We start from the raw sequence: 14,554 nt of genomic DNA on the forward strand, positions 1-14,554 counted from the left end.
CCACTGGTGGTGCCCCCTGGAGGGGGTGACGCGCCGCAGGCGCGGCTCAGGGGTGGATCAAGCCTTGACCTCTTCAAACGTAAATGCGGTGGCCAGCTTGATGAGCGCAAACTCCAGCACCAGCCCGACGATGCCGATCACGAAGATGGCGATGATGATGTTCTTGACGTTGAGGTTGTTCCACTCGTCCCACACCCAGAAGCCGATGCCCACGCCGCCGGTCAGCATCTCGGCCGCCACGATCACCAGCCACGCGGTGCCTACGGCCAGGCGCACGCCGGTCAGCATGTACGGCAGCACGGCGGGGAACAGGATCTTGGTGGCGATCTTCCACTCCGACAGATTCAGCACGCGGGCCACGTTCATGTAGTCCTGCGGCACACGCTGCACGCCGACGGCGGTGTTGATGATCATGGGCCAGATGGAGCAGATGAAGATGGTCCAGATGGCGGCCGGGTTGGCGCCCTTGAACACCAAGAGGCCAATCGGCAGCCAGGCCAGCGGCGACACGGGGCGCAGCAGGCTGATGAGCGGATTGAACATGCGCGACAGGAAGTTGAAGCGCCCGATCACAAAGCCGGCCGGGATGCCCACCAGTGCCGCCATGCCAAAGCCCACCGCCACGCGCTGCAGGCTCATCAGCACGTTCCATCCCACGCCCTGGTCGTTGGGGCCGTTGCGATAGAACGGGTTGCTGAATACATCGAGTGCCTGCTTCCAGGTCTCCAAGGGCGTAGGAATGCTGTTGCCCGTGCTCACGGACACCACGGCCCACAGCGCCACCAGCAGGCCCAGGCCACACGCGGGTGGCAGTACCGCCAGCCAGAAGCTGCGCGAGATGGCAGCCCAGTCGCGTCCGGCGGCTGCGGGCGCAGCGGCAGCAGTCGACGCCGCAGGGCGCCCGCCGCTGGTCGTTTGGGAGGCTTTTGAGGCCCTAGCGCTTGATGTATTTGCGCTTGTAGCTACATTATTCATAGCATTGTGTGTAGCCGCGGGGGCTGCATCCATCGGGGTGTGAAAAACGGCGCTGACCATGGTGGTCTCCTTGAAAAGGGGCGGGCTGGCGGATCGAGGACGTCAGGACGGCGCTCAGGCCTTGATCTTGAAACTGTCGGCGTACTTGGCCGGGTCCTTGCCGTCCCACACCACGCCATCGAGCAACTTGCTGGTGCGCATTTCGGCCTTGGGCAGGGGCGTCTTGGAGGCCGCCGCGGCCTGCTTGTAGACATCGATGCGGTTCACCGCCTTGGCCACGCCCAGGTAGTCAGGGTGGTCCTTGATCAGGCCCCAGCGCTTGTGCTGCGTGAGGAACCACATGCCGTCCGTGAGGTAGGGGAAGTTGACCGTGCCCTCGTTGAAGAACTTCATGTGGTTGGGGTCGTCCCAGGTCTTGCCCATGCCGTCCTGGTAGCGGCCCAGGATGCGCTGGTTGATCGCATCGACACCCGTGTTCACGTAGGCCTTGCCGGCAATGGTTTCGGCCATCTTGGTCTTGTTGGCCAGGCCTTCGTCGATCCACTTGCTCGCTTCAAGGATGGCGGCCGTCACGGCGCGGGCCGTGTTGGGGTACTTCTGCACGAACTCGGACGTGGTGCCCAGCACCTTTTCGGGGTGGTCCTTCCAGATGTCCTGTGTGGTGGCGGCGGTGATGCCGATGCCATCCATGATGGCGCGGTGGTTCCACGGCTCGCCCACGCAGAATCCGTCCATGTTGCCCACGCGCATGTTCGCCACCATTTGCGGCGGCGGCACGGTGATGACCTTGGCATCCTGCATGGGGTTGATGCCGTGTGCGGCCAGCCAGTAGTACAGCCACATGGCGTGTGTGCCGGTGGGGAAGGTTTGCGCAAAGGTGTACTCGCGCTTTTCGCTGGCCATCAGCTTGGCCAGGCCCGCGCCGTTGACCGCGCCCTTGTCGGCGAGCTTTTTCGACAGCGTGATGGCCTGGCCGTTCTGGTTCAGGTTCATCAGCACGGCCATGTCCTTCTTGGGGCCGGCGAGGCCCAGGTGCACGCCGTAGACAAGGCCGTAGAGAACATGGGCAAAGTCCAGCTCCCCGGTCACGAGCTTGTCGCGCACGCCGGCCCACGAGGCTTCCTTGGTGGGGATGATGGTCACGCCGTATTTCTTGTCGATGCCCAGCACCGACGCCATCACCACGCTGGCGCAGTCGGTCAGCGGGATGAAACCGATCTTCACTTCTTTCTTCTCAGGGGCGTCCGACCCCTGGGCGTGCACCAGGGCGCGCAGGGCCGGGCTGACGCCGACGGCGCCCACGGTAGCGGCCTGCAGCACGGTGCGGCGGTTGAGGCTGGTTTTGAGCAGATCGGTCATGGGGCGTTTCCTCGAAGCGTTAAAAACGAAAAGGCGTCCACACCACACCCCGCGAGATGCACGCATGCATACGTCGGGGCGGGTGGGGACGCCTTTGTCCATTACGAAGCATTGGGGCTTCGCATCAGCACCGACCCGCCATTGGGCCGCTGCTGTCTGGGGCAAGACCGTCATTGGTCTTGCAAGGGTTAACGCAAGCTGCGTGCCAGCCGTTTGCGCACCGGCATCGCGCCAATGCGGAGCATGCATTGCTACAAAATTAATAGCTACACGTGCTTATGAATAAAGCGCTAGCGGCCTGTTTGGCGTGAAATGTGCGGAGGTGGTGCGCGCTGAGGAGGCTGCACTGCCTTTGTGCGGTGCACCATCTGGGGAGCATTGCTAGATGGGGCGCTGCCCAAGCGCACAAGCCATGGCGAGAGCGCCTGTAGTGGGTGCATCGTTGCCCTTCCAGAGGGGGCAGCGGCTTGAGAGAAGGGCCGGGCGCCGCGCCTCCAAGTCTGTCGTGGGCAGGTGGCAGGTAGGGCGGCCCGAAGGGCTGTCGCCTCTGGTGGCTGCACCGAGGCGCGCGTGGCGCCTCAGGCAGAAGTCCCTAGTTCAGCCGAGCAAATCCATCACGTCGAGCATGCGCTGGGCCACGTCCACGAGCTTGAGGCCCTTGTCCATCGCAGTCTTGCGCAGCTTTTCGTAGGCGGCTTGTTCGGTGAGGCCCTGGCGCTGCATGAGCAAGCCCTTGGCGCGGTCGATGGTCTTGCGGTCCTTGAGCTCGGTCTTGGCGTCGGCCAGCTCAGCGCGCAGGGCCTGTTCGTGCTGAAAGCGCGCCATCGCCACATCCAGTATGGGGCGGATGCGCTGCGGCGCGAGGCCGGCCACGATGTAGGCCGAGACACCCGCGGCCACGGCATCCTTGACGTGCGAGGTGTCCTCGTCATTGGTGAACATGACGATGGGCCGGCGCTCGTGGCGCGTGGCAACCACCACATGCTCCAGCGCATCGCGGGCTTCGCTTTCGGCGTCCACGATGATGAGGTCGGGTTGCAGCTGCGCGATGCGCTCGCTCAAGAAGACATCGGCCGGCAGCGTGGCTACCAGGTTGAAATTGTTCTCTAGCAGGCCGATGCGCAGCGCCCGCGACCGATCCGCCTGCAGCACGGCATGCTCGTCGGTAGGGTCGGCAACGGCCAGGTCAGGGGCCACCACCACGATGCGCAGAGACTCGTTCATACCCCGGAGCATAAGCAATTTTTACGCCATAAATTGGTGCGCCGAAGCAGTGCACGGAAGGGCGTCCCCATAGGATGAGGGCGGGCGCGCACTACAAGCCAGCGTTGCAGGGCCTGAAACTTGCTAATTATTGGGTGATTGGCAGGGCATACCCGATAGCGCCTTGCCGTCTGGCTCGCATATACATCTGGTCACATTGACATATTGATGAGGATTCCGCATGAACAAGCACATTGACCGGCGCCGATTTTCCGGTGCGCTGGCCGTCACCACCACCGTGGCTGTCACGGGGGCGCTGATGCTGTTGTCCGGCTGCAGCAAGGTACCCGACACGATCAAGATCGGCGTTGCCCAACCCCTGAGCGGCCCGCTGGGTGCCTTGGGGCAGGACTTGCTCAACGGCGTGAACCTGGCCGTGGCCGAGCTCAACAAGGGCGGCTACAGCGTGGACGGCAAGCGGGTGACGCTCGAAGTCGTGGCTGTGGACGACAAGGCCGACGCCGCCACCGGCAAGACCGTGGCCCAGCAACTGGTGGACGCTGGCGTGGTCGCCGTGATCGGGCACCTGAACTCGGGCGTGAGCATCGAGACCGCGCCCATCTACGCCGCCAAGGACATCCCGCAGATCGCCATCTCGACCAACCCCAAGTTCACGCAGATGGGCTTCCCCACCACGTTCCGCATGGTGGCCAACGACACCCTGCAGGCACGCGCCATCGGCTCGTTTGCCGCTACCCAATTGGGCGTTGCGCGTTATGCCGCACTGGACGACGGCACACCCTACGGCAAGGGCCTGGCCGACGGCGCGGCTGCGCAGCTCAAGGCCGAGAAGAAAGAAGTGGCGGTGCGCAAGTCGTTTGACGACAAGACCACCGCGTTTGACGAACTGGCTGCCGAACTCAAAGCCGCCAAGGTCGAGGTGATCGTCTCCACCCTCAACGACTTCCAGGCGCTGGCGCTGCTCGAAGCCCTGCGCAAGATCGGCCACACCAAGGTGAGCCTGCTGGGCGGCGACACCATCAAGACCACCGACATGACCAAGGGCGCGGGCATCATCGAGGGCGTGTACGCCACCTCGCCGGTGCTCGAAGCCAAGGAGTTCTCGACCGGCAAGCCGTTCCTTGAAAAATACATCGAGGCCTACAAGAAGCCCCCGGCCTACGGCGGGCACTACAGCTACGACAGCACGTATGTGCTGACGGCCGCGATCCAGAAGGCCAAGTCGGCCGACCCCAAAGAGATCACCAAGGCCATGCACAGCATCAACGGCTATGCGCCAGTGATCGGCACGATGACCTGGGACGATAAGGGTGAGCAGCGCTACGGCGCGGTGGGCGTGTACGAGCTGCGCAGCGGCAGCTGGGAGCTGCGGATGCGGTCCGACCGCTGGTAGTAACAAGACAGAGACGGGCGAGCGGGCGCGGCCATTCGGTCGTTCGTGGGTGATGAACCTGCTCCATCCGTTGCGCTCCGCTCCGCGCGGCATAACCCCTGCTGGTGACCCGCCCGCAGGGGTTTTTGCTTCAGGGTCCGCGAGGGGCCGGGTTTTACACTCGGGGCATGAGTCTGCTGATCCTTGGAATCGAATCGTCGTGCGACGAAACCGGCGTGGCCCTGGTGCGCTCCACCAGCGGCGATGCCGTGCCCACTTTGTTGTCGCACGCGCTGCACAGCCAGATCGAGATGCACCAAGCCTATGGCGGCGTGGTGCCTGAGCTTGCAAGCCGCGACCACATTCGCCGCGTGTTGCCCCTGGCCACGCAGGTCCTTAACGAATCGGGCCAGACGCTGGCGGACGTGGACGTGGTGGCCTACACGCGCGGCCCCGGGCTGGCGGGCGCGCTGCTGGTAGGGGCTGGCGTGGCCTGCGCGCTGGGGGCTGCGTTGGGCAAGCCGGTGCTCGGCGTGCACCACCTTGAAGGACACCTGCTCTCGCCCTTCCTGAGTGCCGACCCGCCCGAGTTCCCCTTTGTCGCCTTGCTCGTGTCCGGCGGCCACACCCAGCTGATGCGCGTGGACGGCGTAGGCCGCTACGAGATTCTGGGCGAGACCATCGACGACGCCGCCGGCGAAGCGTTCGACAAGTCCGCCAAGCTCATGGGCCTGGGCTACCCCGGCGGCCCGGCGCTGTCGCGGCTGGCGGAGCAGGGCAGTGCCACTGCGTTCAAGCTGCCCCGGCCGCTGCTGCACAGCGGGGACCTGGATTTCTCTTTTGCCGGGCTCAAGACGGCGGTGCTCACGCAGGCCAAAAAACTGGGCGACGAGCTGGAGGCGCGCAAGGCGGACTTGGCTGCAAGTACCGAGGCTGCCATCGTGGATGTGCTGGTGAAGAAGACGTTGACGGCGCTCAAGCAGACGGGTTTGAAGCGTGTGGTGGTGGCTGGGGGCGTGGGGGCCAATCGGCATTTGCGGGCCCAGCTGAATGCGGCGTGTGCGGCGGCCAAGGTGCGGGTGCATTACCCGGAGCTGCACTTGTGCACGGACAACGGCGCGATGATTGCCATGGCGGCGGCGATGCGGTTGCAGGCGGGGCAGCAGGAGGCCAGCAGCGACTATGCGTTTGATGTGAAGCCGCGGTGGCCGTTGGATGCGATTACGGTTGCTGGGTGACTGGATTGTGATTAAAAATGGCCTCCAGCGCTTTTCTGTAAAGCGCGAGATGCTATTGTTTTTGTAGTAATTGCATATCTTTAGACCGTTCGGGCTGAGCCTGTCGAAGCCTGGGCTTGTGTGCTGATCTGGCCGCGTGCCTTTGCAAAGGGCGGAGGCCGGGAGTCGCCCGGCGTGCGAGTAACTTTCTTTCGCGTCGCCGAAAGAAAGTCACCAAAGAAAGGGCGACCCCCAGTCTGCGACCCCTTCGCGGTGCGAAGGGGCAAACCTGCGGCGGGGCGGTTGCGGGGTGCGCCGCAGAACTCACTGCGCTGCGTTGCAGCTCCGTTCAGACAACTGCGGCGAGTTAGACCACGAGGCATGCGCGCTTCGACGCGCATGCTCACCCCGCAACCGCCCCGCCGCAGGCGCAGCCAGCAGGGGGTTGGACAGCCGAACATCCAAACAGCCCCACGGGCCATTGCTGCGCTCGGCCCAGAGGGGCGCAAGCGCTTCGCGCTGCGCAGGTGGGGCCGAGCGTAGCGACGGCCCGAATGGGTGTCCGATCCCGGTGGGCTCCCTTCTGGATGCGCCTGGGGCGCGCAGGGCGCGGGGTGGCACGCGCGTCGGAGCGCGCGTGCTTCGTGAACTGACTCACCGCAGTTGTCCGAGCGGAGCGCCGCAGGCGCGCAGCGAGTTCTGCGGTGCACCCCGTGACCGAGCACCCCAGGTTGCCCCGTAGCGCAGCGAAGGGGTCGCAGACAGCAGGGTCGCCTTCTCTTTGGTGACTTTCTCTTGGCGATCCAAGAGAAAATTACTGCGCCGCCGGGCGCACATCCCGGCCTCCGCCCTGAACAAAAGCACGCGGCCAGATCAGCACACGAGCCCTGGATTCGACAAGATCAGCCAGAACGGTTGATGGGATAAAACCACTATCAAAACAGGAGCTTCCGCGCTTTATGGATAAGCGCCAGAGCCCAAAAAGAACTAGAAAAAATCAGAACGGATAGTGCCGCTCAGTCGTCTGCACCGTAATCCACCGCAGCTCCGTAAACTCCCGCACCCCCGCCATTCCCCCAAACCGCCCGTACCCCGAACTCTTCACCCCCCCAAACGGCATCTGCCCCTCGTCATGCACGGTCGGCCCATTGATGTGGCAGATCCCAGACTCGATGCGCGCGGCGACATTCCAGGCCTTTGCCACATCGCGGCTGAACACGGCAGCCGAGAGGCCGAACTCGTTGTCGTTGGCACAGGCAATCGCTTCTTCCATGCCGTTGACCCGCACCACCGGCTTGACTGGTGCAAACGACTCCTCGCGGTAGATCAGCATGTCGGCCGTCACGTGGTCGAGCACCGTGGCGGGCATCAGCGTGTTTTCGCTCTTGCCGCCGCACACCAGTGTGGCGCCCTTGGCCAGTGCGTCGTCGATGAGCGCGTTGCAGCGCTCCACCGTCGCCATGTCCACCACCGATCCGAGCACCACCGGGCCTTTGCGTGGGTCGCCCAATGGCAGGGCTTTGGCGCGTTCGCCCAGCTTGGTGACGTACTCATCGGCAATGCGGTTGTCCACAATGATGCGTTCGGTGGACATGCAGATCTGCCCCGAATTGGCGAAGGCGCCGAACACGGTGCCCGCCACCGCGGCGTCGATATCGGCGTCGTCCAGCACCAGCAGCGGGGCCTTGCCGCCTAGCTCCAGCACCACCGGTTTGAGGTACTTGGCACAGGTCTGCGCCACGATGCGGCCCACCTTGGTGGAGCCGGTGAAGTTGACGCGGCGCACCGCAGGGTGGGCGACGATGGCCTCGACCACGGCGCCCGCGTCAGCAGGCGCGTTGGTGACGAAGTTCACCACGCCCGGCGGCAGGCCAGCCTCTTGCAGCGCTTCGATGATCAGGCCGTGCGTGGCGGGGCACAGCTCCGATCCCTTCAGGATCACCGTGTTGCCGCAGGCCAGCGGGGTGGCGATGGCGCGCACGCCGAGGATGATGGGCGCGTTCCACGGCGCGATGCCCAGCACCACACCCGCGGCCTGGCGCACGCCCATGGCCAGGCTGCCGGGCACGTCGGACGGGATCACCTCGCCCGCGATCTGCGTGGTCAGCGCAGCGGCCTCCTGCAGCAGGCCTGCCGCCAGGTGCACGTTGAAGCCGGCCCACAGGCCCGAGGCGCCGGTCTCTGCGGCCATTGCGGCGGCAAAGGCATCGCCCTTGGCTTCAAGCGCATGCGCGGCCTTGAGCAGCATGGCACGGCGAGCGTTGGGCCCCAGGGCCGACCAGGCCGGAAAGGCCTTGGCGGCGGCGTCGGCCGCGGCCACCGCGTCGGCCACGGTGGCGGCAGGCGCAGTGGTGGCAATGGAGCCGTCGAGCGGGTTGCGGCGTTCAAATGTGGCGCCGCTGTGGGCTTGCACGCGCTCGCCGTTAATCAGCATGGAAATGGCAGTCATGAATAGCTCCTGAATGGCATGAAAGAACAAACAAAATTTTGTGAATCCGCGGCGCTGTCGGCTCCTGCGCACCGGGCTTCTCGAAAGGCGCTGGGTGGCAGCGCCAAGGCTTCGACCAGCGCGGTCGGGACGGGGCAGGACGCAGGCCTTGAACTCGGGGTTTGCATACGAAGAGAGGGTCAAGCCACCCCCAGGTACGCCTGGCGCACCACGTCCGACTGCAGCAGCGTGACCGCATCGCCAGACGCCACGATGCGCCCGCGCTCCAGCACGTAGCCGCGCTGGGCCACCTGCAAGGCCTTGCGCACGTTCTGCTCGACCATGAGCACCGTGACGCCTTGCGCCGCGATGCGCTGCACGATGGCGAGCAGCTCGTCCACCATGCGCGGTGCCAGCCCCAGCGAGGGCTCGTCCAGCATCAGCAGGCGTGGTCCGCTCATCATGGCGCGGGCCACGGCCACCATCTGCTGCTCGCCACCGCTCATGGTGCCGGCCAGCTGCTGGGCGCGCTCCTTGAGGCGCGGAAAGTCCTCGAAGGCCTGGGCCAGACGCACGGCGCGCATGCGCGAAGGCACCAGCCAGCCGCCGAGCTCCAGGTTCTCGGTCACCGTCATCTGTGGAAACAGCTGGCGCCCCTCGGCCACCAGGGCCAGGCCGCGCTGCACGCAGGCCGTGGCATTCATCGCGGGCACCGGCTGACCATCGAGCTGCACCGTGCCCTGGCGCGGCAGCAGGCCGGCCAGCGCCTTGAGCAGCGTGGTCTTGCCCGCGCCGTTGGGGCCGACGATCACCGTGATGCCGGGCTGGGCCTCCAGCGACAGGTCCTGCAGCACCTGAAAGCCGTTGTAGCCCGTGGTCAGGCCCTGTACCGTGAGGTGTGCGCCGCTCATGCCGTGGCTCCTTCGGGTGTTGCCTGTGTGGCCATTTCATCTCCCAGATAGGCTTCGATCACCTGCGGGTCGCGCACCACCTCGGCCGGTGTGCCGTCGGCGATCTTGCGGCCCTGGTGCAGCACCAGGACGCGCTCCACGTACTTGAGCAGGGTGGTCACCGCATGCTCGATCCACACCACGGTCAGCCCCCAGTCGTCGCGCAGGCGGCGGATGCGCTGGGCCATGGCGTCCACCTCGGCCTCGGTCAGGCCGGCGGCCACCTCGTCGAGCAGCAAGAGGCGCGGGCGCGTGCCCAAGGCCATGCCGATCTCCAGCAGGCGCTGCTGCGAAGGCGTCACGTCGGCGGCGGGCCGGTCGGCCAGGATGGAGAGGCCCAGCATGGCCAGGATCTCGTCCTCATTGCGCAAGCCCACGGGGCCCTGGCGGTGGCGACCCGCGAACTGCATGCCAAAGCGCACGTTGTCGCGCACCGTCATGTCCGGGAACACGCGCGGCGTCTGGAAGGTGCGCGCGATGCCGTGGGCTGCATAGTGGTGCGGCCCCTTGCCGGTGAGGTTGTCGGCACCGCAGTGCAGCGTGCCCGAAGTGGGGGGCTGCACGCCCGAGATGGCGTTGAAGAACGTGGTCTTGCCCGCGCCGTTGGGGCCGATGATGCCGATGAGCTCGCCCGCATGCAGCGTGGCGCTCACGCCGTCCACGGCGGTCAGGCCGCCAAAGCGCACGGTCACGCTGTCGATGGTCAGCAAGGCTTCAGACATGGCCGGCCTCCGCTGCAGGCGTGGCCGCCCGCTTGCGCTGCCACAGCGTGGCCAGCCCGTTGGGCAGGTACATCACGCACAGGATGAGCAGCAGGCCCAGCACCATCATGTAGCCGTAGGGCAGCTGCAGGCGCAGCGTCTCGGCCAACAGGCTGAAGACGATGGCCGCCAGCACCGGCCCGCCGATGCTGGCCGCGCCGCCGATCAGCGCGATCAGCACCGTCTGGAAGCCGATGAAGGGGCTGAACACGGCCGCCGGCTCGATGTAGGTCCAGCGCACGGCCATGGCCGCGCCCACGGCGCCCGCAAAGGCCGCAGTGATGCCGAAGCCGGCGATCTTGGCCAGGCGCGTGTCCACCCCCAGCGTCTGTGCGCGCTGCTCGTCGGCGCCGATGCCCGACAGCGCCAGGCCAAAGCGGCTGCGCTTTACCGCAATCGACGTGGCAATGGCCGCCGCCGCGATCAGCAGCACCGTGAGGTACACCGTCTCATTGCTGGGCACCACCGTGAGCACACGGCCCACGGTGCCCGAGACCTGCTTCTCGACAAAGGTCACCGCATGGCGGATCAGCTCTGTCATGCCGAAGGTGAGCACGGCAAAGTAGGTGCCGCGCAGGTGCAGCACGGCCGCACCCATCACCACCGCAACGACGGTGGCAATGAGTGCGCCGCTCAAAATCACCAGCGGCCAGGGCAGCACGGCCAGGAGCGTGGCGCTGGTGTACGCACCGATGCCAAAGAAGGCCGATGTGGCCAGCGACAGGTAGCGCGTGGCGCCGCAGAACAGCGACCAGCTGGTGGCCAGCGCGATGTACATCAGGCAGCTGAGCAGCACCGAGGCCATGAACTCGGACACCAGCCACGGCAAGGTGGCAACAACCGCCACCCCCGCAGCCAGCGCCAGCCATGGCTTGTTGGAACGTAGAGAAGTCATTTTTTGGAGAACAGTCCGTTGGGGCGCCAGATGAGCACGCCGATGAACACCGCATAGCTCAGCAGCATCTTGAGAGACGGGCTGCTGAAGTGCATACCCAGGGCCTCGACCACACCCAGCAGCAGGCCACCGGCCAGGCTGCCGGCCAGGCTGCCGAAGCCGCCCAGCGTGATCACGATCAGCGCCGTCACGGTGTACGGCTCGCCCATCGACGGGGAGATCTCGTAGGTCATCGACAGCAAGGCCCCTGCCACGCCCGACAGGCCCAGGCCAATGCCGAACATCATCGGGTGCAGGCGCCGGGTGTTGATGCCCACCAGCTGCGCCCCGGTGGGCGACTGCATGAGCGCCCGCACAGCCTTGCCCAGCAAGGTGAGCTTGAGCAGCGCGATCAGCGCGGCCGACAGCGCCAGCGCCACGCCGAACAGCACCAGCTTGTTCTCGGTGAAGCGCATGCCCGCGATCTGCACCGGGTCGGCCAGGTACTCGTAGCCGCGCAGGTCGCCGCCCCAGATCAGCAGGGCGGTGTTCTGCACCAGGAACATCAGGCCGAAGCCCACCATCAGGCTGCGCGCCTCGAACACATCCACGTTCGGCGCGCGTGCCGCCAGGCGCTTGAAGCACAGCGCATGCACCGCCACGCCCAGCACGAACAGCGCGATGAAGGCCAGCGGCATCAGCGCCAGCGGCGACCAGCCCCAGGCGGTGTGCGCCCACCAGGTCAGAAAGGCGCCGAGCATCAGGAACTCGCCATGCGAGATGTTCATGATGCGCATCAGCCCGTATTGCAGGTTCAGGCCCATGGCCACCAGCGCATAGATGCCGCCGGTAATCAGGCCACTGGCGACCAGTTCGGCCCAGGAAGTCAGGGACACTTTGTTATTTCCAAACGGGTTTAGCCGTGTTGAGCTGCGCCGTGGCGCGGTCCTTGGGCCATACCACCTCGAAGTCGCTGCCCTGCCACTGGCTCACGGTGCCGGGGATGGAGGCGTTCTCGCTGCCCGCAAAGCGGATGCCGCCCAGGATGGTCTTGAACTCGTTCTTGGCGATGTGCTCGCGCAGCGCCTTGCGGTCGAGGCCCACCTTCTCCACGGCCTGCTGCAGGATCTGCAGGCCTGCCCAGGCGTGGCCGCTGGCCCAGCGGTCGGGCTCCTTATTGAATTTCTTCACATGGGCGTCGAAGTAGGCCTTGGCCTCGGGGCTGGTCTTCACGCTCCACGAGCCCATGCCGATCACGCCCTCGGTGTTGGCCTGCATCACGTTCTTGTACAGCTGGAAGGCCGTGCCCACCGAGGCATAGAAGAACTTGGGGTTCAGCCCCACCTCGCGCGCCTGGCGGCTGGCCAGGATGGTGTCGGGCGGGTAGGTGATGCCGATGAAGGCGTCGGGATTCAGGTCCTTGATGCCGCGCAGCACGGGCGCCAGGTCCTTGACGCCCAGCGGGTAGCTCTTCCTCTCCACCACCTGGATGCTGGTCTTCTTGAGCGCGCTGTTCAGCGCCGCGAAGTTCTCCAGGCCGAACAGGTCGTCCATGTAGACGATGGCCACCGACTTCACGCCGTTGGCCACCAGCATGTCCACCAGCGCGCCCATCATCTTGTCGGGCTGCTGCAGCAGCGAGAAGAAGTAGGGCAGGTTCATGTCGATCAGCTTGCGCGACAGGGCGGTGGGAGCCAGCAGCGGGTAGCCGAAGCGGTTGGCCAGCGGCGCGATGGCGAAGTTGGCGCCCGAGCCCCAGGGCGGCAGGATCAGGTCTACCTTGTCGCTGCCCATGAGCTTCTCGAACGTGCGCACGCAGGTTTCGGTCTCGCTGCGGTCGTCGTAGCCGATGAGCTCGATGGGGCGCTTGGCGCCCTTGATGCTCAGGCCGCCCGCCGCGTTGACCTGCTCGGCCCACAGCAGGTAGTTGGGCTCCTGGCTGACCTGTGCGCCCGCGGCCCAGGGGCCTGTGCGGGCAATCGCGTAGCCGATGCGCACGGGGCCGCTGCCAGTGCTTTGGGCCAGCAGCTGCGGCGCCACGGCCAGCGCGCCCACGGTGGCGGCGGCCCCCTTGATCCATTGGCGCTTGGAGGGTTGGGATGGTGAATGCGTTGTCATTGTGTGTCTCCTCGGATGGGAGGCCCGCGCAGCGCAGGCCGTACCCGGATCGTAGGAAGACGCCGCCCGGCACGCTGCGCTGAGCGTGCACAAAAGCCTTGTCCCTGCGTGCACGGCGCAGGGGGTTTACCCGGATTTCCGTGCCCGCCGCAGGAATAGCGGCGCGGCCGATAATCCCGCTGAGACACGCGGCACCGTCTGCATGACGACTGGAGACAACCATGGCCCACCCTCTGACCGAGGTATCGACCGACACCGTGCCACCGCGCGACCGCCTGCACCTGTGGGGCGATGCGGTGTGGCGCCTCATTGGCGGGCTGGAGTCCGATGCGTTTGGCGACGAGGCCTTCGCGGGCCATATCACGTCGGGCCAGGCGGGCTACGTCAACCTGTGCCAGCTCGACGTGAGCCGCCACCGCGTGGTGCGCACCCCCAGCCTCATCCGCAGCAGCGACCGGGCCTACATCAAGGTGGTGGCGCAGCTCGAAGGGCGCGCCTGCTTTGAGCAGAACGGCCGCCAGGTGTGGCTGTCGCCCGGCGAGTGGAGCGTGTACGACACCACCCGCGCCTACGCCGTGAGCAACCCCGAGGCCGTGCGCCAGATGGTGCTGATGATCCCCAAGGAGCAGATGCCCGAGCGCAGGCTTAAGCTCGACGACCTCATGGTGCAGCGCTTCTCCGGCACGTCGGGCGTGTCGCGCCTCGCGTGGGACACCATGCGGGCCGCTTTCAACGAGTTGCCCAGCATGTCCGACGCTGCCGCCGACGGGGTCGCCGATGTGATCACGCACCTGGTGCAGCTGTCGCTGCTGGAGCGCAACGGCCAGCACAGCGCCGTGTCGCAGCGCGAGGCCCTGCGCGACCGGATCGGCCAGTACATCGACCGCCACCTTGCAGACCCGGACCTCACCATCGACCGCATTGCGCAGGCGCTCAACTGCAGCAAACGGCACTTGTACAACGCCGTGGCCGACGATGAGGAAACGCTGGCGACGATGATCCAGCAGCGCCGGCTGGAGGCCTGTCTGCGCGACCTGCGCAATGGCGCGCAAGCGCAGCGCTCGGTCACGGACATCGCGCTGTCCTGGGGCTTTTCCAACAGCGCACATTTCAGCCGCGTGTTTCGCGCCCATGTGGGCTGCAGCCCCAGCGAATACCGCACAAGGGCCCGGGTTCCGGCACTGGCGCACTGAGACCAAGGGGTCATCGACCGTTCAACGGCGAACCACTCTGAACCTGTCAAATCGCCGCACGGGTTGTGCGCACGCCAATTCAC

At 66.0% G+C, this 14,554-nt stretch carries 12 protein-coding genes; 3 read left to right on the top strand and 9 right to left on the bottom strand.

Annotation, left to right across the window (positions count from 1 at the left end; genetic code table 11):
* Positions 1–57: 57 nt before the first annotated feature.
* From ntrB to ACSQ3Q_RS07620, 3 genes are all read right to left on the bottom strand, one after another.
* Positions 58–1,035, bottom strand: coding sequence for a nitrate ABC transporter permease (ntrB, locus tag ACSQ3Q_RS07610; protein WP_436133794.1), 978 nt, complete (start codon positions 1,033–1,035; stop codon positions 58–60).
* Positions 1,036–1,089: 54 nt separating this feature from the next.
* Positions 1,090–2,334, bottom strand: a complete 1,245-nt coding sequence (locus ACSQ3Q_RS07615) for a CmpA/NrtA family ABC transporter substrate-binding protein (RefSeq protein WP_436133795.1) — start codon at positions 2,332–2,334, stop codon at positions 1,090–1,092.
* Between the two features lie 597 nt (positions 2,335–2,931).
* A complete protein-coding gene (locus ACSQ3Q_RS07620) occupies positions 2,932–3,558 on the bottom strand; it encodes an ANTAR domain-containing response regulator (RefSeq protein ID WP_436133796.1) in 627 nt (208 codons plus the stop codon).
* 220 nt (positions 3,559–3,778) lie between these two features.
* Between ACSQ3Q_RS07620 and ACSQ3Q_RS07625 the strand changes: the two genes are divergently transcribed.
* A complete protein-coding gene (locus ACSQ3Q_RS07625) occupies positions 3,779–4,951 on the top strand; it encodes a branched-chain amino acid ABC transporter substrate-binding protein (protein WP_436133797.1) in 1,173 nt (390 codons plus the stop codon).
* Between the two features lie 167 nt (positions 4,952–5,118).
* Complete coding sequence (gene tsaD, locus ACSQ3Q_RS07630; RefSeq protein ID WP_436133798.1) at positions 5,119–6,168, top strand: tRNA (adenosine(37)-N6)-threonylcarbamoyltransferase complex transferase subunit TsaD; 1,050 nt, start codon at positions 5,119–5,121, stop codon at positions 6,166–6,168.
* A 976-nt stretch (positions 6,169–7,144) separates the two neighbouring features.
* On the opposite strand, the gene ACSQ3Q_RS07635 is transcribed toward tsaD, so the two are convergent.
* The 6 genes from ACSQ3Q_RS07635 to ACSQ3Q_RS07660 form a co-directional block, all read right to left on the bottom strand.
* The gene (locus tag ACSQ3Q_RS07635; RefSeq protein ID WP_436133799.1) at positions 7,145–8,596 is read right to left on the bottom strand and encodes an aldehyde dehydrogenase; all 1,452 of its coding nucleotides are present in this window, start codon (positions 8,594–8,596) and stop codon (positions 7,145–7,147) included.
* 179 nt (positions 8,597–8,775) lie between these two features.
* Positions 8,776–9,486 carry an ABC transporter ATP-binding protein gene (locus ACSQ3Q_RS07640; RefSeq protein ID WP_436133800.1) on the bottom strand — a complete coding sequence of 237 codons (711 nt, stop codon included), beginning with the start codon at positions 9,484–9,486 and terminating at the stop codon, positions 8,776–8,778.
* Entirely contained in the window at positions 9,483–10,247 is a 765-nt protein-coding gene (locus ACSQ3Q_RS07645; protein WP_436133801.1) for an ABC transporter ATP-binding protein, read from the bottom strand. Before ACSQ3Q_RS07645 ends, ACSQ3Q_RS07640 begins: the two co-directional genes overlap by 4 nt.
* Positions 10,240–11,181 carry a branched-chain amino acid ABC transporter permease gene (locus ACSQ3Q_RS07650; RefSeq protein ID WP_436133802.1) on the bottom strand — a complete coding sequence of 314 codons (942 nt, stop codon included), beginning with the start codon at positions 11,179–11,181 and terminating at the stop codon, positions 10,240–10,242. The genes ACSQ3Q_RS07645 and ACSQ3Q_RS07650 overlap by 8 nt, the downstream gene beginning before the upstream one ends.
* A complete protein-coding gene (locus ACSQ3Q_RS07655; RefSeq protein WP_436133803.1) occupies positions 11,178–12,056 on the bottom strand; it encodes a branched-chain amino acid ABC transporter permease in 879 nt (292 codons plus the stop codon). Before ACSQ3Q_RS07655 ends, ACSQ3Q_RS07650 begins: the two co-directional genes overlap by 4 nt.
* A 4-nt stretch (positions 12,057–12,060) precedes the next feature.
* Entirely contained in the window at positions 12,061–13,278 is a 1,218-nt protein-coding gene (locus ACSQ3Q_RS07660) for an amino acid ABC transporter substrate-binding protein (protein WP_436133804.1), read from the bottom strand.
* Between the two features lie 221 nt (positions 13,279–13,499).
* Between ACSQ3Q_RS07660 and ACSQ3Q_RS07665 the strand changes: the two genes are divergently transcribed.
* Complete coding sequence (locus ACSQ3Q_RS07665) at positions 13,500–14,471, top strand: helix-turn-helix domain-containing protein (protein WP_436133805.1); 972 nt, start codon at positions 13,500–13,502, stop codon at positions 14,469–14,471.
* The last annotated feature ends 83 nt before the right edge of the window (positions 14,472–14,554 follow it).

The organism is Acidovorax sp. LjRoot129, assembly GCF_964253765.1.
Classification (GTDB): Bacteria; Pseudomonadota; Gammaproteobacteria; order Burkholderiales; family Burkholderiaceae_C; genus Acidovorax.

Bases quoted from the DNA above. Each gene is read 5' to 3' on its own strand.
- ntrB (WP_436133794.1), bottom strand. From the start codon at position 1,035: ATGGTCAGCGCCGTTTTTCACACCCCGATGGATGCAGCCCCCGCGGCT.
- ACSQ3Q_RS07615 (WP_436133795.1), bottom strand. From the start codon at position 2,334: ATGACCGATCTGCTCAAAACCAGCCTCAACCGCCGCACCGTGCTGCAG.
- ACSQ3Q_RS07620 (WP_436133796.1), bottom strand. From the start codon at position 3,558: ATGAACGAGTCTCTGCGCATCGTGGTGGTGGCCCCTGACCTGGCCGTT.
- ACSQ3Q_RS07625 (WP_436133797.1), top strand. From the start codon at position 3,779: ATGAACAAGCACATTGACCGGCGCCGATTTTCCGGTGCGCTGGCCGTC.
- tsaD (WP_436133798.1), top strand. From the start codon at position 5,119: ATGAGTCTGCTGATCCTTGGAATCGAATCGTCGTGCGACGAAACCGGC.
- ACSQ3Q_RS07635 (WP_436133799.1), bottom strand. From the start codon at position 8,596: ATGACTGCCATTTCCATGCTGATTAACGGCGAGCGCGTGCAAGCCCAC.
- ACSQ3Q_RS07640 (WP_436133800.1), bottom strand. From the start codon at position 9,486: ATGAGCGGCGCACACCTCACGGTACAGGGCCTGACCACGGGCTACAAC.
- ACSQ3Q_RS07645 (WP_436133801.1), bottom strand. From the start codon at position 10,247: ATGTCTGAAGCCTTGCTGACCATCGACAGCGTGACCGTGCGCTTTGGC.
- ACSQ3Q_RS07650 (WP_436133802.1), bottom strand. From the start codon at position 11,181: ATGACTTCTCTACGTTCCAACAAGCCATGGCTGGCGCTGGCTGCGGGG.
- ACSQ3Q_RS07660 (WP_436133804.1), bottom strand. From the start codon at position 13,278: ATGACAACGCATTCACCATCCCAACCCTCCAAGCGCCAATGGATCAAG.
- ACSQ3Q_RS07665 (WP_436133805.1), top strand. From the start codon at position 13,500: ATGGCCCACCCTCTGACCGAGGTATCGACCGACACCGTGCCACCGCGC.